11 protein-coding genes are annotated in these 19,141 nt (G+C 60.9%); 3 read left to right on the forward strand and 8 right to left on the reverse strand.

Features of this window, described 5'->3' with window-relative positions:
* Positions 1-5,293 (reverse strand): amino acid adenylation domain-containing protein (locus ABWI03_RS17315; protein WP_353798841.1); only part of this gene is annotated, 5,293 nt, incomplete at its 3' end.
* Positions 5,294-5,596: 303 nt separating this feature from the next.
* Between ABWI03_RS17315 and ABWI03_RS17320 the strand changes: the two genes are divergently transcribed.
* The 3 genes from ABWI03_RS17320 to ABWI03_RS17330 are packed head-to-tail and all read left to right on the forward strand — an operon-like array spanning position 5,597 to position 10,079.
* Positions 5,597-6,421 (forward strand): FAD binding domain-containing protein, encoded by an 825-nt coding sequence (locus ABWI03_RS17320; RefSeq protein ID WP_166814006.1) that lies wholly within the window; start codon positions 5,597-5,599, stop codon positions 6,419-6,421.
* Positions 6,418-9,111, forward strand: coding sequence for a molybdopterin-dependent oxidoreductase (locus ABWI03_RS17325; protein WP_298780823.1), 2,694 nt, complete (start codon positions 6,418-6,420; stop codon positions 9,109-9,111). Before ABWI03_RS17320 ends, ABWI03_RS17325 begins: the two co-directional genes overlap by 4 nt.
* The gene (locus ABWI03_RS17330; protein ID WP_298780826.1) at positions 9,108-10,079 is read left to right on the forward strand and encodes an antibiotic biosynthesis monooxygenase; all 972 of its coding nucleotides are present in this window, start codon (positions 9,108-9,110) and stop codon (positions 10,077-10,079) included. Before ABWI03_RS17325 ends, ABWI03_RS17330 begins: the two co-directional genes overlap by 4 nt.
* A 227-nt stretch (positions 10,080-10,306) precedes the next feature.
* Here ABWI03_RS17330 and ABWI03_RS17335 read toward each other — a convergent pair whose 3' ends face one another.
* From ABWI03_RS17335 to ABWI03_RS17365, 7 genes are all read right to left on the reverse strand, one after another.
* On the reverse strand, positions 10,307-10,597 hold the full coding sequence (locus ABWI03_RS17335; RefSeq protein WP_298780883.1) for a hypothetical protein: 291 nt from the start codon (positions 10,595-10,597) through the stop codon (positions 10,307-10,309).
* Between the two features lie 90 nt (positions 10,598-10,687).
* Complete coding sequence (locus ABWI03_RS17340) at positions 10,688-11,275, reverse strand: hypothetical protein (protein ID WP_298780886.1); 588 nt, start codon at positions 11,273-11,275, stop codon at positions 10,688-10,690.
* 1,374 nt (positions 11,276-12,649) lie between these two features.
* On the reverse strand, positions 12,650-14,020 hold the full coding sequence (locus ABWI03_RS17345) for an MFS transporter (protein ID WP_298780890.1): 1,371 nt from the start codon (positions 14,018-14,020) through the stop codon (positions 12,650-12,652).
* Positions 14,021-14,129: 109 nt separating this feature from the next.
* On the reverse strand, positions 14,130-15,419 hold the full coding sequence (locus ABWI03_RS17350) for a serine hydrolase domain-containing protein (protein ID WP_353802306.1): 1,290 nt from the start codon (positions 15,417-15,419) through the stop codon (positions 14,130-14,132).
* A 38-nt stretch (positions 15,420-15,457) separates the two neighbouring features.
* On the reverse strand, positions 15,458-16,255 hold the full coding sequence (locus ABWI03_RS17355; RefSeq protein ID WP_296556269.1) for an SDR family NAD(P)-dependent oxidoreductase: 798 nt from the start codon (positions 16,253-16,255) through the stop codon (positions 15,458-15,460).
* An 8-nt stretch (positions 16,256-16,263) separates the two neighbouring features.
* Complete coding sequence (locus ABWI03_RS17360) at positions 16,264-17,826, reverse strand: AMP-binding protein (RefSeq protein ID WP_296556270.1); 1,563 nt, start codon at positions 17,824-17,826, stop codon at positions 16,264-16,266.
* A gap of 15 nt (positions 17,827-17,841) precedes the next feature.
* Positions 17,842-19,065: a thiolase family protein gene (locus ABWI03_RS17365; RefSeq protein WP_298780897.1), complete on the reverse strand. Its 1,224-nt coding sequence runs from the start codon at positions 19,063-19,065 to the stop codon at positions 17,842-17,844.
* Positions 19,066-19,141 lie beyond the last annotated feature (76 nt).

Genomic DNA, 19,141 nt, shown 5'->3' on the forward strand with positions numbered 1-19,141 from the left:
CACCAGCAAACCGACCATCCAACACATCCACCAACGTCAAACCCCCCACAGCCACCCCCACACCATCCCAACCACCCACCACCAACCCACGCTCGGAAGCGCCCAGAATCTCCGTATCACTCACTGGGGCAGTTGGATTCGAGACACACGACCGGAGTAGGCGGACGAAACGCTCCCCGAACTCGGTAACTGTGGTGCGCTCGAAGATATCGGTGGCATAGGTGAAAGCGGCGTCGAAACCCAAGGGGCTGCCGTCCTTGCCACGCTGCTCGGAGAGCGACAATTGCAATTCGAATTTGGCAACACCGATGTCGACTGAAACAACATCGACACCGAGTCCGGGTAGTTCGAGGTGAGGATCTGCGGTGTTCTGGAATTCCAACAGAACCTGGAAGAGCGGTGAATGAGATGACGAACGCTCCGGCGCAACAGCATCGACGACGCGCTCGAACGGCACCTCGATTTGCCCGAACGCTGCCAGATCAACGTCGCGAGTTCGTGAAAGGATCTCCTCGAAAGTCGCGGCGGGATCAACGACGGTTCGCAGGACGACCGTGTTGGCGAACATCCCGACCACATCGTCGAGGACCCGCTCGGTGCGCCCTCCTACCGGAGTGCCGATCGCGACATCCGGCGAGGCGCTCAGCCGTGCCAACAGGATCGCCAGCACTGCGTGCATCACCATGAACGGGGTCGTGTTGTGGCTCCGAGTGAGTTCGAGGAGGTCACTGTGCACGTCTGCGGGCACCGAGAATCGGACCGATTCACCGAGCATGGATCGTGCCGCGGGCCTCGGCCGATCCAGCGGAAGGTCGATCACGGCAGGTAGACCGGACAGGGTGGACGTCCAGTAGTCCAACTGCTTCGCCTCGAGATTGTCCGGATCGTCGTCACTGCCGAGCAGTTCGATCTGCCATTGGCTGTAGTCGGCGTACTGCACAGGCAAAGGCGGCCAGTCCGGTGTCCGCTTCGCTGCTCTCGCGGCGTAGGCGCGGGTCAGGTCGCGGGCCAGCGGCTCGAGCGATGCTCCATCCGCTGAAATATGGTGAACCACCAACGCGAGGACGTGATCGTCCGGAGTGATTCTGAAAAGAGACACGCGCAGGGGCACGGTCGCGCTCACGTCGAACCCTTCGCGAGCCAGATCGGCGATGCGCCTGTCCAAGGCTTCCTCGTCCACGGATACTTCCCACGCCATCTTCGACGTCACGCGTTCCGAAGGAACTACCACCTGATGTGGGCCGTCGACCGACGCCGGGTAGACGGTACGAAGCGATTCGTGTCGATCGACAACATCGCCCATCGCGAGCTGCAGCGCAGCCACATCCAACGCCCCTGACAGTCGGACCACCATCGGAATGTTGTAGGCCGGGGACGACGTGTCGAACTGATTGACGAACCACAGGCGTCGTTGCGCCGGAGACACCGGAATCTTGTCCCTGTGCGAATGTGCCTGCAGGATTGGACGCTTCGAACACGAGGGATCAACGCCGGAGGACTTCGCGCCACGCACCTGGAGGGCCAATAATTCGACCGTCGGTGCTTCGAACAAAGTCCGCACCCCGAAATCGACTGCTTCAGCGGCGTTGACTCGTGCGATCAGCTTTGTGGCAATCAGTGAGTTCCCACCCAGCTCGAAGAAGTCGTCACCGGCACCCACCGTCTCGGCACCTAGGACGTCGGCAAAAATCTCGGCCAGCAACAGTTCCTCGGCGCCCTCGGGCGGCCGAAAGTTGTCCGACCGAGCATCGAACAGAGGTGCCGGTAAGGCAGCGCGATCGACCTTTCCCGATGGAGTCACCGGCAACTCGTCGAGAAGAACAAAGGCCGCGGGAACCATGTACGACGGCACACGACTCGCGGCGTACTGCGTCAGATCGGCCGTCGAGAGCGCACTTCCGCCGGCAGGTACGACGTACGTGGTGATCATCGTTGTCCCGGAGGGACCCGCACGCGCCACGGTGACTGCATTCTCGACCTGCGGACACGACTGCACGACTTTGTCGATTTCCCCGAGTTCGATACGGAATCCGCGAACTTTCACCTGGAAGTCGCTACGACCGACGTACTCGAGTGCACGGCCGCGGCGCCGGCGCACCAAGTCGCCCGTTCGATACATCCGCCGGCCTGGGAGACCGAACGGGTCGGCCACGAATCGTTCGGCCGTCAACGCATACTTCCGGTGGTATCCGCGTGCGAGCGCGTCTCCCGAGATGTACAGCTCGCCAACGACACCGTCGGGGACGGGGTGCAATCGCTGATCGAGCACGACCTCGTCGAATCCACGGAGCGGACCGCCCACTGTGATGTTCTCCGACGGCACCATAGGCTCGCCGATGTTCGACATGACGGTGGTCTCGGTCGGCCCATAGGCATTGCACAGCCGTCGGCCGGGAGCCCACCGCTGCACAAGATCCGGCGGACAGGCCTCACCACCGACCACCACATCACCGAAGTCCGAAAGGCCCTCGGGCGACGCTGTTCCGAGCGCCGCAGTAGTGATAAAACCGTGCGTGACACGCTGGGATTCGAGGAAGCGAGACAGCTCGTCACCGCCGTAGATCGTGCTCGGTGCAATCACCATGGTCGCTCCGGCACCGAAAGCCAGAAGATACTCGAAAATCGAGGCGTCGAAACTCGGGGTCGAGAAATGCAGCGTTCGCGCTTCCTGAGTCGCGCCGAACCTCGAACGCTGTTCGGCAGCAAGCGCTTCCAGTCCACGATGCGAGACCGTCACCCCCTTGGGGAGTCCGGTCGAACCCGAAGTGTAGATCACGTATGCGGGATTGTCGGGCCGGATCGGGTGCACCCGATCGACATCGGAGTCCGAGCGCACCGACAACCGCGCAAGTCGGCCACGGAACTCAGCGTCGTCGATCGCCAACCAGGAAATCGAATCCGGCAAACGATGAAGTTCCGCAACGACCGTCAACCCCAGTACGGCGCCGGAATCGGTCAGCATGAAGCGAACACGTTCACTCGGATAGGTCGGATCCACCGGCACGAATGCCGCGCCGGCTTTGGTCACCGCCAACATCGCGACAACCGATTCGATCGACCGCGTCAAACCCAGCGCCACACTGCTTTCCGGACCGATACCGCGGTCGATCAAGACTCGGGCCAACTTCGAGGAACGCTCGTCGAGGTCGCGATAGGTCAACTCGTCTTCGAGAAACGCGAGAGCCACGCCGTCGGGGTTTGTGCGTGCCGCACCGTCGAACAACTCGGCCAAGGTGCGAGGCGAAGCGCGAAGGTCACCGCGGACAGGCCTCATCGCGGATCGCTCGTCGTCGGACAAGATGTCGATGTCGCCGACGATCATTGCCGGATCTGTTGTGACGGATTCCAGGACGCGCGCGAATCGCAAACCGAGGCCGCGTATCGTCTCGGCGTCGAACAGGTCGGTGGCAAACGCGAGCGTCACCGTAATTCCGGACGGTGTATCCGCCTCGTCGAAGGTTTCGACAGCAGACACACCGAGATCGAAGCGGCCGATGTCGGGAGGGTACTCGTCAGCGCTGGCGACCAACTCGAACGTCACCTGTACAACCGGCGCATACGCAGGTACATCTTCTACCGCAAGCGACTGCACCACCTGCTCGAGCCGTATCTCTCTGTGCGCCTGCGCATTACTGTGGACCTCGACGACGCTGCCCAGGAGCGCCGTGAACGGCGTCTCCAGATCGATGCGACTCCGGACGGCAACGATGTTCGCGTCGGATCCCGTCGGCGTACCGATTACCACGTCCGAAGCACCGGACAAACGGCTCACCACAAGCGCAAAGCCTGTGTGCAGGACCGCGCGTGTGTCCGTCCCGAGATCACGTGCCATTTCTGTAATCCGCGTGTGAGTGTCGGCGGAGATCACGACCTCAACCTGTCCACTGTCCAACGATTGCGTTGCAGGCCTAGTTCGATCGAAGGGAAGTTGCAACAGTTCGGGCGCCCCGGTGAGCTGAAGTCTCCAATATTCGAGTTGCCGGATTTCGCGTTGTCGTCGCTCGCCCTCCCGTGCCGTCGGGCCGTGAATTTCTACGAGTTCGGCACCGGGATCAGCCGCGATCAACTCTTCCAGCAAGCCGACAAAATTCCCGTGGTGCTCGCGTAAACCCCCCTCCTCGTAGCGGACCGGGTTTGCCCGGAAGTCGACACGCAGTCTGTCGCCGCTCGGATACAGGTTGACCAGAAGGTCTTCCACCGGACCGGAGGTGACGATGTGATACTCCCCAACTGCCTCGCCCAACTGCACCTCCTGCCGAAACATCATGACGTTGACCATGGGCCCGGAATACGAGGCTTCGCCATCCGGACCGCTCGTCACGCCGGCGTCCCGACGGATGTCGTCGAGGCTGCAGCGCTGGTGTCGCAATGCACCCATGAGCTCATGCTGAACCTGGGCGAGGAGTTCACCGACGGTATCGACGGCGGCGACTCTGATGAGCAACGGCGCGACGTTCACCATCATGCCGCCCGAGCCCCGCAACACCGCCGTGGTTCGTCCGGACATCGGAACATGAATCTGGACAGTCTCTTTCGCTGTCATCCGCGAGAGGTACAACGCGAGCGCAGCGATGACCGTTGCAGCGTGGTTCTCGGATTCGTAGAGAAGGGCACAGCTCCGGTCCGACATCAGTGTGCTTTCGAGTCGGCTCTCGATTTGCGCGGGCCCAGAAGCCTCAGCCAGGCAGGATCCGGCAACGGTGGTATTGCGCTCAGCCCAGTACTCCCGGTCGGCAGCGAATCGATCCGACATTCTGTACCGCTCGTCGATGTCGTACAGCGTACGCAGGGTCGCGGCACGACTCGGCTGCGGATCCTCTCTCGCCGCCGAGGCCGAGTACCGATGCGCAATGCGGTTCATCATGGTCATGGCGCCGAAACCGTCGAGCGCGACATGATGAATGCGGCTGTACCACAGATAGTGCGCGTCGCCCACGCGCAGCACAGCGGTCTCGACGATTCCGTCGACGGCCAGGTCGAGCTGCGTCCGGCAATCTCGACGCATCCACTCGACCGCATCCGCGATCGGATCGGAGGACCGACGAAGGTCGACGAGACGGACGGTGATCTCAAATGTCTCGTCCACGTACTGCATCGGTTGACCGTCGACCTCGATTACTTTCAGCAACGGAGATTGAAACTCGTGTGCAACTGCTCGCGTTTCACGACCCAGTAGTTCGACGTCGAGTTCGCCGCGCAACTCGACGTAGTGCGCTATCAGAATGGGGACTTCGGGGTCGAGTTGTTGTGCGAACCACGTTGCCCGTTGCGCGGCCGAGAGCGGAAATCGCATCTCGGAAGAGTCTGTTCGTTCGACCTCGAAGGGTTTCACAATGCCCCGCCCCGCACGGTCTCCGCGGCCGCCGAGTGCGAAGCCGCGTCCGAATCCAACAGCGCGAGAGCAAGAGGCTGATCGCGCCTCTCAAGGAGTCGTACCCAGAATCGGTCGGCGCATGCACCGGCCGACTGGTCGATGCCGCAGATGCGTATGTCCGTTCCGATCGACTGCCCGAAATGCACTAAAAGTGTGAATGTGCCCCGCCACCTCGGTAATGTCCCTCTCCTAGACGACACATCCCCCGAGGGGAGCAGGCGCATGGACATCACCACCATTACCGAAGTGATACGCCGACCACCGGATCGCCCAGGGGACGTGTGGCGCCCCGGCGATGCCTGGCTGGCCGGCGGAACCTGGCTGTTCTCAGCGGAACAACCCGACACACGTCGACTCGTCGACCTCACAGCACTCGGCTGGGCACCACTGGAAGTCGGCCCGAGTCACTTCAGTGTCGGAGCTACGTGCACCGTCGCCGAGCTGTATGCGTTTGTGCCGCCGGATAATTGGCACGCAAGTCCACTGATTCGCGTCAGTTGCGAATACTTCCTCTCCTCGTTCAAGGTGTGGAATGCGGCCACGGTAGGCGGCAACATCTGTATGTCACTTCCCGCCGGGCCGATGATCACTCTGGCGGTTGCCCTCGAGGCGACGTTCACACTGTGGGCTGCCGACGGGACAGCGAGGACCGTCGACGCGTGCGACTTCGTGACCGGTGACCACCAGAACGTCCTGGAGCCGGGCGAAGTTCTTCGGAGCATCGAGTTCCCGGTGCACGCGCTCACCAAACAGCACGCCCACCGCCGATTCAGTCTCACTCACCTCGGACGGTCAACGATCTTCATGATCGCGACGCAGACTCCCGGCCTCCACGACTTTCACTTGACCATCACCGCTGGCACGACCCATCCGATCCGGCTGACGTTCGACACGATGCCGGACGAAGAGTCGCTGCGACGGGCCGTCGACGCCATCCCGGCCGAGAACTGGTTCAGCGATCCCAACGGAACCCCCGACCACCGCCTCCATCTGGCCCGTCACTACGCCGACGAGCTCCGAATCGAACTGACGGGGAGCCGGTCATGAGCTACACGGTGAACGAACGGACGTTCGACGAGGAACCGTTCCCCGGTCAGTGTCTGCGCACATTTCTTCGGCACCTCGGACACCACGGAGTGAAGAAGGGGTGCGACGGCGGTGACTGCGGGGCGTGCACCGTATGGCTCGACGGCGCACCGATCCACAGTTGCATCACACCCGCGTTTCGCGCCGACGGTCGCGACGTGACCACCATCGAGGGGCTCGGCACGCCCGAAGATCTCCACCCGATTCAGCAGCAGTTCCGGGACGCACCTGGCTTTCAGTGTGGGTTCTGCACCGCCGGAATGATCATGACCTCGGCCGCGCTCACCGACGCGCAGAAAGAAGACTTGCCGCGTGCACTCAAGGGAAACCTGTGCCGCTGCACCGGTTACCGATCCATCGAAGACGCGGTCAACGGTGTCAGCGCAATCGAGGTCGCCCTTCCCGGACAAGCAGTCGGAACAAGCGTAGGCGCGCCGGCGGCAACCGAGGTGGTCACCGGACGCGCCGAGTACACGATGGACACCGCGATCGACGGCATGCTGCACCTGAAGGTCCTGCACTCGCCTCACGCCCATGCACGCATCACCTCCATCGACACCAGCGAGGCGCTCGCCGTCCCTGGCGTCCACCGCGTCTACACCTGGAAAGACGTGCCGCGCAAGCTCTTCACAACGGCAATTCATACCGACCACCTTGTTGATCCGGACGACACGTACATCCTCGACAACGTCGTGCGGTTCGTGGGTCAGCGTGTAGTGGCCGTCCTCGCCGATTCCGTCGTCGCTGCGGAAGAAGGCCGTCGGAAGGTGAAGGTCGATTACGAGATCCTGCCTTCTGTGTTCGATCCGGAAAAGGCGATGGCCGACGGCGCTCCAGCCCTGCACGGATCCGACGATCCCTTTGTTCGAGATCCCGAGCACAACATCCTGCTCGAACTTCACGGTCATGTGGGCGACGTCGAGGCCGGGTTCGCCGAGGCCGACGTCATCCACGAAGGCACCTACTTCTCGCCGCGGGTTCAGCACGCGCATCTCGAGACGCACGGTTCGATCTCGTGGATGGAAGACGGACGCCTTCACGTTCGCACAAGTTCACAGTCCCCCTCCATCGCCAAGGTCAAACTCGCCCATCTCTTCGACCTCCGCCCGGATCAGCTACGCGTGTTCTGCAGACGCGTGGGCGGCGGGTTCGGCGGCAAACAGGAAGTGATCAGCGAAGATCTGGTGGCCCTCGCCACCCTGGACACCGGCCGTCCCGTCTGTCTCGAGTTCACCCGAGAAGAAGAGTTCACCACCGCGTCGCCGCGTCATCCGATGAAACTGACGATCAAGCTCGGAGCGAAGTCGGACGGGACTCTCACCGCCTTTCACTACCGAAACGTCTCGAACACCGGTGCATACGGAAATCACGGCGGAGAGACACTCTTTGCCGGCGGCGCGGCAGTCTCGCTCTATCGCTGCGCGAACAAGAAATTCGATGCGTATTCCGTCTACACCAACAATGTTCCGAGCGGCGCTCTGCGTGGGTACGGGATGACGCAACCGGCCTTTGCCGTGGAATCGGCCATGACCGAATTGGCCAACGCGCTGAACATGGATCCGCTCGAACTGCGTCGACGCAATATCGTCCGACCGGGCGATTCACTCGTCGCAATCGAAGACGGCCCCGACGACGTGATCTTGACCGAAGACGGCCTGGGGCAATGCATCGATCTGATCGATGCCGCGTTGAAGCGCAATCCGATTCCCTCGCTCGGAGACGAGTGGCTCATCGGGACCGGTACTGCCAGTTCACTACATGAGACCGCGCCACCCACCGAGCACATTTCCGAGGCCTGGCTCACCCTCGGCGAAGACTGTGTATACGAACTTGCCATCGGCACAGTCGAATTCGGCGAGGGAACGTCTACCGCCCACGTACAGATCGCCGCGAATCAGCTGGGCACAACACCGTCACGCGTACGAATCATTCAGTCGGACACCGACCGAACCGGTTTCGACACAGGCGCTTTCGCCAGCGCAGGCCTGTTTGTAGCGGGGAACGCGGTACTTCGCGCGTCGAATGCGCTCCGTGATCGATTACTGGCCTTCGCCGCGCACCACACCGGTGTGTCGATTGACCAGTGCTCGATGGACGACGACAAGATCGTGTGCGGCAGTAACCGTGTGACTCTTCAGGAGATACTCGAGGCTGCACGTCCGCGCGGGATCCGCTTCACCGAGGCACGGAAGGCTTACGGATCTCCGCGCAGCGTGGTGTCCAATACTCACGGCTTCCGGATCGCCGTCCACCGCGTCACCGGTGAGATCCGCATCCTCTACAGTGTCCAGGCAACCGACGCCGGAGTGATCATCAATCCGGCGCAGGTGCGGGGGCAGATCGAAGGGGGCGTCGCCCAGGGCATCGGCTTTGCCCTCACCGAGAACTTTCACGTGGACGAACACGGCGCGATGATGAACCCGAACCTGCGTAACTACCGGATCCCGACGTACGCGGATGTCCCTCGCACCGAAGTGATCCTCGTCGAGTCATCCGACTCCGTCGGCCCACTCCGCTCCAAAGGCATGGCAGAGTGCTGTATCAATCCGGTTGCCCCTGCGCTCGCGAACGCACTGCAGGACGCCACCGGGTCGCGATTCCGGTCGTTACCGCTCACACCTGAGCGCATCTACACAGGGCTGAACCGATGACCGCGAACACGTCGGCGGACAGCGCCGCGACGGTCATCATCGGCCAGCGAGTGCGTCCTGGGCTGGAGAAGGAATTCGAGGTCTGGCAGAAGGACCTCAACCGTGCGGCCGCAGACTACGCCGGCTTCCTCGGGGCGGAAATCGCAGCTCCGACGACCACCCAACCTGATTGGGTGATCGTGTACCGCTTCGACTCCATCGCTCATGTTCAGGCGTGGATCAACAGCGCGACACGGCAGGACTACCTCGAGGACGGCCGGCAGTACTTCGACGGACCGGCCACACAGCAAGTGGTGAGCGGCGGGATCAAGCCCCCGGACCCGCTGCTGACCGTCGTCGTGACGCACCGAGTCGGCGACGACAGCATCGACGAGTTCCTTGCCTGGCAAGACCGTCTTCGCGAGGTGGAAAGCGCGTTCGAAGGGTTTCGCGGCACCGAACTGTTCCGCCCCGTCGACGGCGTGCAGGACGAATGGACGCTGCTGTATCGCTTCGACAATGCTGCCCATCTCGACACGTGGCTGACTTCTCCTGAGCGACAACAACTCCTCGCCGAGGGCCGCAAGTTCCACGACTTCGAACTGCGCACTGTCGACAATTCGTTCGGCAGTTGGTTTGCCTTCGACGATAACGGAAACGAGGCCCCTCCACCGTCGGAGACAAAAACCTCGATCGCAGTCTGGGTCGGCCTCTACCCGACTGTCGTCTTGCTTACTTTGGCGCTGTCACCGCTGAAGCTGCCACTCTGGCTCGGATTGTTGATCGGCAACCTGTTGTCGAGCTTCATCATGAGTTTCTTCACGATGCCGTACTACGTGAATCGACTCCTGCACCGCTGGCTGCGTCCACCTTCGGGGATTCCTGTCGCAAAAACCAACGCGCAAGGAGTGGCAATCGTCGCCGCGGTGACCTTGTTCTGGGTGGTCGTCTTCTATCTCGTGACCACTCAGTTCTGGAGCCTCCCCTGAACGATCGCGGGGAGACATCCTGCGCCTACCCGCCCGCTGTTTTCAGATCATCCGCGGCGGGTGATCTATCGCCGCCGAACCGAGGCCATGGTGAAGTCGGTGAAGTCGATCTCTCCGGTTCGAAGCGAAAGGTAGTCCATGACCCGATACGACGATCTCTCCGCTTCCGAACTCGCACAAGGATTCCCGACAGAGGACGATGTCGTCGTTCCCTCCCTCGGGGTTTACTACGACCTGCTCGACAACGAGCGCGGTCCTTGCAATGAGCTCAGGATTATCTCGAAGGTGGTGCAAATTTCGGTCCACGGTGGCCAGGTCCCTGCTGCCCAGTCCCACAGTGGGGTCGACCAGGCGTAGTGGGGCACGCCCCATTTCGGTTCCCAACCTTGCGCGCTTCGCGGGCGACGGGAGAGCATCGCTGCACAGTTCGACGCATCGAAACCGCCGGAATCCGTGTAGCGGATGTCGTCCGGGGTGAAATCGACGGGCACTCGCACCGTCAGCACGGCGCCGCTCACGTTGCCGGTGAACCACTGCGCCTGCTTACGTTGCGCGACTCGGTGCTCCTCGCGGAACAGTTACCCTTCCGGTGTGACGGCAGGGCCGTCTCACACGAACAGTCCCTCATCCAGTGTTTCGCCGACAGCGAGGTCGACGAACTGCGAGCCCTCCCCCACTTCCTCGACGAGGTAGCCGAGCATCTGTCCGGAGTCGACATCAACCCAGATCCGGAGCGGATACGGCTTCCCCTCTGGCGGCGCGAGTTGCACCGTCCAACAATGGCGTCCAGCGAACTCGGCGACCTCCACATCCCCTACGGGTTGGGCGAAATCGTTGCCGGTCCATTCGGCCGTGGTGCGGCGATGCAACAGGAACTGACCGGGACCGAGATAGATCACACGGTCGGGCAAGCCGACAAGAGGGCGATCAGAGCGGCCGGTAAAATCCCGTGCCCGAACACCATCACTGACGAAAATGGGGTTTCCGTCGATGTTCTCGACACGGATCTTGTTGCCGTGCCGCCAGACCCGGCATCCGTGCCCCGGCACCACCATCATCGGAGGCTGCCCACTGTAGGCAAATCCACCCGTGAACGACCCAGCAGCACTCTGGACGCGGACCTCCTGAATCGTCCCACGGAGAGGAACGTCCGATCCGGCGGTCAGAGCCGTGAGCACTTCAATCCACGCCGCCAAGCAGCAGCCTAGCCGTCGCCACACTACGCTGAACTGAGATTTGGCCTGCCGCTCACACCGGAACACGACGATGGTCGGGGACGGAAACAATGAATGTCGCCGCCTACGTCAACGGCATACAACGGGGCGTCACTCACGCGTGGAACTACCTCCCAACGGCGACGTGAACATGCCCCACAGTGCGTTAATACCTGTCACCGTCCCCTCAGGCGAAATGGTCGATCTACACTTCTGGGCGGCGTCGGATTCGCTGTAACCATCCACACAAACGCCACACGGTCAGTTGAATGACCGCACACACTGCGAAGCCCCCCAACCCACGAGGTTGGGGGGCTTCGCTGGTTTGCCGTGTCAACATCCACATGGCGTCAACGACCTGGCCATGGCGGAACCATGTTTCCGTGAAACGAAACCCCCGGCCAGATCACCCAGTCGAGGGTTCCGTACGCCTCCCGTGCCGAGCACACGGCACGACGACCCATTTTCCGTGTCGAGCAGACCTCATGTCCGACCCTACAATTCGACCTTAAACAGTACGATCGGTATGGTCTAGAGAAGAGGGCGCTTCAATTGAAGTAGGGACCAAATGCCTTGTGCGTCAATCTCGAAAGCCCAAGCTCCAGATGTTGCGAGAACGAAGACCTTGCGGCAGGGAAATGCGTCGGCCTACAAAGGGACCGGAAGCGTTTCCAGTCGCCCGATGGACGACTTAGCCGACGACAACGTCCCAGGTCTTCAACTCTGCTGCTGCGGAAGGCTTCCCATTCCAGAGATGCAACTGAAAATCAGAAACTTTGATCTTCACTTCGTTCTTCACGTCCTTGCCGGCAACTTGCTAACTCGCAACGTAAACGGCAAACATTCGCTCACCCAGCGGCGAGGCTTTGAGCGCCTTCGCATAGGCTGTCGCGATCGGCCGGAGATCGTCCGGCGTCCTCACCGAGGGATCGCAGATGTCGTTTGCAGCAGCCCGCAACCCTGGGTGGCCACTGCGCTTGCTTAACCGACCCGCAGTCACCGTCGCGCCGCCAGGGAGTAACACGGCACTCACGACATCAGCGAATCCGTGGCAGCTCTGCCGAGCTTGAGAGTGTGTACTGCCAGGGACATCGACACTCCTCACGGATGTGTCTTCATGCGGAGACACATCAGGACGAGAGATCACCGGGCAACCGCGCACCAAGGCTGTGCGCGCCGGCCCGACGGCGAGACCCCGTTGCTAATCTCTGGATAACGAGGATGGCTCCGGCGCTTACTACGCCGTGAGAGGTCCGGCGAATCCCTCTGTTGCGCAGACGCTCAGGGTATCGCCGCACTGGCCTCACGCGACGGTAAGTTAACCTTGTCACCCGCCCGCGTCGTGGGGGCTGCATTCTATGACTTGTGAGAGATCGCTTCCAGAGAGCGTCGAGTCGTCTTCGGCCCGAGCGCTGCTGTGATTACACCCATTACAACAAGGCCCGCACCTAAACCCATGTAGAGCGGACCATCGCCCTGACTGGCGTAGATCGCGGCAATAGTTACTCCCGACACGATGCCAGCGATGCGACCGACTCCGGCGGTGATCCCCGCGCCCACTCCGCGGATTGCGGTGGGGAAAACCTCGGGCAGGTACATGTAGAAGCTTGTAGTCAACGCACCGAGCCCGACAATCACCACGAAGCCAGATGCGATCGTCAGGCCGCGGTCGGTGGTGGATCCGAACACCATCATCGCTATGCCGGTTATCGAGCCAGCGATGAGGATTGCCGTCTTGCGCTCGATGCGGTCAGCGACGGTATACAAGATCAACGGGGAGAAAATAGATCCGAGGCTGATGTTTCGTACGATCTCGAGTGCCTCGCTTTGCGGCATCCCTCGGCCGACGAGGACTGTGGCCACCCAGGACACGAAACCGTAGAAGCAATAGACCAGTATCGCGAATGTGGAAGCCAGGACTACCAGACGACGGGCGTATCCGTGCTGAAACAAATCTCGGATGCTGCCGTTTTCTTGGTCGATCGGCCCTTCGACGGGAGAGGCCGGAGGCAGGGGGTTGTTCTTACTCGCCGCAGCTTCCATGCGCTCGACGACGCGCAGCGCTTCGTCCTGACGGCCATGTGAGTCAAGCCATCGCACAGTCTCGGGTAGACCCACGGCCACCGTGACCGCGATAACCACGCCCACTGCGCCGAGGGCGAAAACCCAACGCCAGGCCCCAGGCCCCGTTGGTACTACGGTCAGCGCCGTCATCGAAGCGAGTGGGGAGGCGAGGAACCCGAAGAACGATACAGCGCTGAAGAATCGGCCCCTGGCGTGGCTGGGGAACATCTCGGTGAGGTAGACCATGATCACGCCGGTAGCTGCTTGTACGCCGATTCCGGTCAGCACACGGCTCGCGAACAGTACCTCGATGTTGGGCGCGAGCGCCGACATCAGCGAGGCTGCCGAATAGAACACCGATGCCCACACGAGAACCGGTTTTCGTCCATGCGCGTCGGACAGTCGCCCGCCGCCGACGGCGCCGACCAACATTCCCACGAAAACAGCCGAGGTGATGAGCCCAATCTGACCGAGAGACAGTCCCCACTCGGCACGGATCGCGGGCGCCAGAAAGCCGAACGCAATATTGTCGAATGTCTCGATAAGATAGGCAAGCCCGAGCAGAGCCACCCAAAACAGGTGCGAGGACGTAACGGGAAGCCGATCGAGTCGGCGTACGGGCGAAAGGGTCGTCGACGTCTCGCCGGGGCTGATAGCGCTCATGCGTGGGTACCTCTTTCGGTCGTGGTCGAACCCGATTTCAGGTCGCCGAGATCAGACGTGCGTTTGGTTCGTTCGAGTTTCGTCGAGGCCTGGGCAGGGTGGCGCGCACTCATCTGCTGCCCTCGGTCGGCGTCAGGTCGTCCTTGATGTCGAGTGTGACGTTGGAACCTGGTTCACCGAACTGGGTGGCGGGCGCATGGCCGTAGGCCGTCCGCTCCAAATTATCGAACAGCCCCAGTACCTCTCGGTTTGCCAGCGGAAGAATGCCGGACATCACCAGGCCAAGTATTCCTTTGGTGGGGTCGACCCAGTAGTAGTGATTTGGAATTGCCAACCAGCCACCGCTACCTGCGGAACGCCCACGAGGGCTCTGCTCATGATTCATCATCCACGTCCCGGACCAACCCTTGGTGATTCCGGGGAGAAACTCCGCACTACCGGTCAACTCAGGCATCTGAGTCGTCAGGAACCCTGCCAGGCTCGAATCACATTCCTGTGAAAGAAGATCGGTGAACACAAAGTTCTTGACAGTCTCCTTCTCGAGGATCGTGACGCCGGACAGGGGGTGCGTCCCCTCGTTGAGCAGAGTCAGAAGGAAGGTGGCGAAATCGTGCGGGCTCGAGTACAGATATTGTCCGCCACAGTCTTTTTCGGCAATGCCACTGGGCACTAGTTCGGGGCTCGCGGCGAGGACACCATCTACCAGTGTGTGCATTGCGAGTCCAACAGCTCCCGGAGTGATCTCTCGCCCTGTGGAATTCATCCCCAGTGGAACGAGGATGTTTCTCTCGATGACCTCGTGCAGTCCAAGACCTGTTGCGCCTTCGATGACAAATCCCAGCCAGTCGGTGCTGGCTCCGTAGCAGCATCGAGTGCCTGGTTCGAAAGCCAGCGGAGTGGACATTGCCTTCATCGATTCTGCGGCAAGATATTCGGCTGGTGCCTGGCCGTCCGTAATCCTCCACCGGTATGTGTTTTCGTCCAGGAAGTCGTAGGTGAACCCGGATGAATGCGATAGCAGGTGCCGAATGGTGATCTTGTTCTTTGGTTCGCGTAAGTTGGGTGAACCGCAATCGTCGAACCCATCCAAGAGCTTGATATCGGCAATCTCGGGAACGTACATTTCAGCGGGGTCGTCGATCCCCATAAGTCCCCGCTCCACCAGTTGCAGAGCGGCTACCGATGTGATGGGTTTGGTGCAGGAAAATATTGGTGTCATTGTCGATAACGTGTACGGAACGGCCGTGTCGCTATCGAGGTTGGTGACTCCAAATGCCCCCTCGTAGAGAACTTTTCCGCTTCTGTCCATTACGATACCGGCGACCGCTGGCACTGTTTTCGCTTCCGCTGCCGCTTTGAAGAGGGTGTTCAGATGTTCAAAACTCATATCTTCCGCCATATCGGTTTCTTCGAAGAGGGAAATAACAGGAGTGCGCGCTAAAGAGATGTGCCGCCGTCCACTACCAGCTCCGCACCGGTGATGAAGCGAGACTCATCGCACGCGAGGAATAACGCGGCATTCGCCACATCCCAGGCGTCGCCCATATGGCCCATCGGGACCTGCGCGGCGCGGACTGCCCACATAGCTTCGACGTCGAGCCCGCCCGCGTAGGCCTCGACCACCTCGGGTGCAGAGGACACCATCGGGGTTTTCATCAGCCCGGGCAGGATCGCATTCACGCGGACCTTACGTGCGGCGAATTCCGCCGCAGTGACACGAGTGAGATGGTTCAGTGCTGCCTTGGAGGCGCTGTATCCCACATACGGGATGCCGCTGTAGCTGATGCTTGCCAGTGAGGAAATGTTGATGATCGAACCGCCACCATTGTCGACCATGATCGGGATGACGTGTTTCATCGCGAGGTAGGCACTCTTCAGGTTGACCGCCATCACCAGATCCCAGTCTGCCTCTGACGTGTCGGTCACTCCACCGAGACGAGCGATTCCGACGTTGTTGTCGAGAACGTCTATTTTGCCGAACTTTTGATTGATCTCGGCGATGACGCGAGCGATGTCAGCGTCGATGCTGACATCTGCGCAGTACGCGTGCGCCTTGCCGCCTTCGCTGCAGATAATCTCGGCTGTTTCCTGTGCAGCAGACATATTCGCGTCGACACAGGCGACCACGGCCCCTTCCCGAGCGAAGGTCACTGCCGTCGCTTTACCGTTGCCCCAACCAGGGGCGATACTTCCTGCACCCATGACCACTGCGACACAATTATCCAACCTGTTCATTGCTCTCCTCAAATCTGTCGGGAGACGCCGGACCAGTAGGTCGCACGGACGTCTTTTTTCAGCACTTTTCCGTTATTGCTCCGCGGCAAGCAGTCGACGAAATCGACTCGTTTCGGCGCTCGGACACTGCCAAGCCTGCTCTTGCACAACGCGATCAGTTCATCCGCGGTCACAGATCCGTCGGAGGTGAGTTCCACAACGGCAGTGACTGCTTCGCCCCAATCGTCGTCGGGAGCACCAACGACAGAGCAGTCACGTACTGCAGGATGGGACCACAGGACTTGTTCAATTTCGCTGGGGTAGATGTTGAAACCGCCTGAGACGATCATGTCTTTCACCCGGTCGGTAATGGTCAGATAGCCGTGATCGTCGAACACGCCCACGTCGCCTGTCCGCAGCCACCCGTCGACAATCGCCTCCCGGGTTCGTTCCTCATCTTTGTAGTAGCCAGCCATCACCAGATCACCTCGCACGCGGATTTCACCTGCGATGCCTGGCTTCGTCTGGTTTCCTTCGGCGTCGAATGTGGATACTTTGGCGAGCGGCGATGGTCGCCCGCAGGAGATAAGGCGAGCGTCGGGAGCCAATTGACCATCCACGAAGTGCTCTTCCGGACGGAGAGTGGCGATGGTGATCGGCGCCTCGGTCTGCCCGTAAGCCTCGATCATCACAGGGCCGAACACCGCTAGCGAACGCTTGAGTTTGTCCAACGACATCGGCGCCGCCCCGTAGCACAGATGCCGCAGCGAAGAAAAATTGCGTTCTGTTACCCCGGGGTGATCGAGTAGTCGATAGATCACTGTGGGAGGCAGGAAAACCTCTGTCACGCGGCACTTTTCGATAGTGTTGAGAATTTCGCCGGATTCTGGGGAGGGAATCAGCACTACGGTACCGCCGCGGGCGCTGGCGGCGAGGCTGAACGCGCCAGCCGAATGGGTCATCGGTGCCGCCGCCAGATGCACGATGTGTTCGTTCTCGTTGTACCTGAACGCATGCATCAGATGCATCAGCATCACGGACATACTGCGGTGTGTGTTCATCACACCCTTGGGTTTTCCGGTCGTGCCGCCCGTCGGTGAAATCAGCGCGACGTCGTCCGGGGCGCGCTGGATCGCCGGGGGGTCAGTCGATATACCGGCTATCCAGTCCTCGAATGGGATGGCATCGGGAAGGCTTTCGCAGACATCGCCGAGGATGATGATCTCGCGTACCTTGTGCAGTCGTGTCCGCACCTGTGCAACGAGCTGCGCTTTCGATGGGTGCACGATCAAGATTTCGCAATCGAACGCGTCGAGTAGTTCTACACTTTCGTTGATTGGGTTGGCCGCATTCAGTGGTACCCACACGCCTCCCGCCCGCCAGATTCCGAGCACGCACAACCAGGCCGTGACGTCATTCGACGTCAGCACCGCGACCTTGGTCTCGCCGTTGACTCCTTCTGCCAGCAAGGCGTTCGCGATCTGGCAGCTCAGCTTCCCAGCGTCGTCATAGGACCACGCCTGCTCGCCCATTTGAAACGCTGTCCCGCGGGCATTCGCGGCCCAGCCTCGATCAAAGAAATCGATTATCACGTAGATCGTGTCCTCTCAAATACCCAAGATGGTGACGACGGCGACGGCTTCTTCGCCTCTATGGAACCCACCGCCGTTCTCCGCCAATGCCATTCGCGCGCCGTCGACTTGCCGATCGCCTGCACGGCCACGAAGTTGTTCGACGAGTTCGAATATCTGCCCAATTCCGGTGGCGCCCAATGGGTGCCCTTTCGACATGAGCCCGCCCGAGGGATTCAGTGGTATCCGGCCACCGATTGTGGTTTCACCCCTTTCTGCGAGCGCTCCACCTTCGCCGAGAGCGGCGAACCCCAGCATCTCGGACTGCAGGATCTCTGCGAACGCCGTGGCGTCGTGGACTTCGGCCACCGAGATATCGCGCGGTCCGACGCCGGCCTCCTCATACGCCCGCGCCGAGAGCCTGCGGGTGATGTGTCGTTCATAATCGTCGAGTGGACGATCGGTGCCCGTTCCCACGACGGACGCCAAGACCCGAATCGGCGCCTGCGCCGCGAGGCGACCGAGTCCGGCAGTATTGCAGACAATTACAGCAGCAGCGCCATCTGTAATGGGAGCGCACATCGGCACCGTCAGCGGTTCCGCCAGTCGGCGTCCGGCAAGTACTTCGTCAATGGACATTGCGATGCGATAGTGCGCCCGGGGATTCGAAACGGAATGAGCGTGATTCTTTGCTGCAGCCGCAGCTATTTGGTGTGCCGTCAGTCCGAAGTTCCGCATGTGTGCGCGTGCCATAGCTGCGTATATGTCCATGAACACCGAGCGGCGTCCGGCGCCATCCCCATCCGCATCACCGCCTAATTCGTGAAGTGTGCGTTGAAGGCTCACAGGGTCGTGCACGTCGGTTCCACCGACGAAGTTTGCCATGGTGCGGGTCGGGTCACCGATGTTCATTTTCTCGACCCCGACGGCGACCGCGACGTCGGCACTTCCACTGCGGATCAGGTTGACCGCCAGATTGAAGGCCGACGATCCAGTAGCACAAGCATTTTCGACGTTGTATACGGGAATTCCCTCGATTCCCAACTCCCGCAACGCAACCTGGCCTGCGATACTGCTCTGGCCTTCGTTCAGCCCCTGAACCACGTTACCGAAGACGGCGGCATCAAAGTTTCCGACAGGTGTCCCCGCGTCAGCACGTGCGTCCTCGATTGCCGAGCGGACCAATTGTTTGACTGAAGTGTTCCGGTGAATGCCGAAAGGTGTCATACCAACCCCGGCGATCCAGACTTTATCGTTCATGCGTGTACCGCCCTCGTGTTGCGATTGTGACTGTCATCACCGTAAATCGCCACGAGCCCGGGTCCTATGGAGAATT

Source organism: Rhodococcus baikonurensis (genome assembly GCF_040489275.1).
Classification (GTDB): Bacteria; Actinomycetota; Actinomycetes; order Mycobacteriales; family Mycobacteriaceae; genus Rhodococcus_F; species Rhodococcus_F baikonurensis.

Bases quoted from the DNA above. Each gene is read 5' to 3' on its own strand.
- ABWI03_RS17345 (WP_298780890.1), bottom strand. From the start codon at position 14,020: ATGAGCGCTATCAGCCCCGGCGAGACGTCGACGACCCTTTCGCCCGTA.
- ABWI03_RS17325 (WP_298780823.1), top strand. From the start codon at position 6,418: ATGAGCTACACGGTGAACGAACGGACGTTCGACGAGGAACCGTTCCCC.
- ABWI03_RS17355 (WP_296556269.1), bottom strand. From the start codon at position 16,255: ATGAACAGGTTGGATAATTGTGTCGCAGTGGTCATGGGTGCAGGAAGT.
- ABWI03_RS17365 (WP_298780897.1), bottom strand. From the start codon at position 19,065: ATGAACGATAAAGTCTGGATCGCCGGGGTTGGTATGACACCTTTCGGC.
- ABWI03_RS17350 (WP_353802306.1), bottom strand. From the start codon at position 15,419: ATGGCGGAAGATATGAGTTTTGAACATCTGAACACCCTCTTCAAAGCG.
- ABWI03_RS17320 (WP_166814006.1), top strand. From the start codon at position 5,597: ATGGACATCACCACCATTACCGAAGTGATACGCCGACCACCGGATCGC.
- ABWI03_RS17330 (WP_298780826.1), top strand. From the start codon at position 9,108: ATGACCGCGAACACGTCGGCGGACAGCGCCGCGACGGTCATCATCGGC.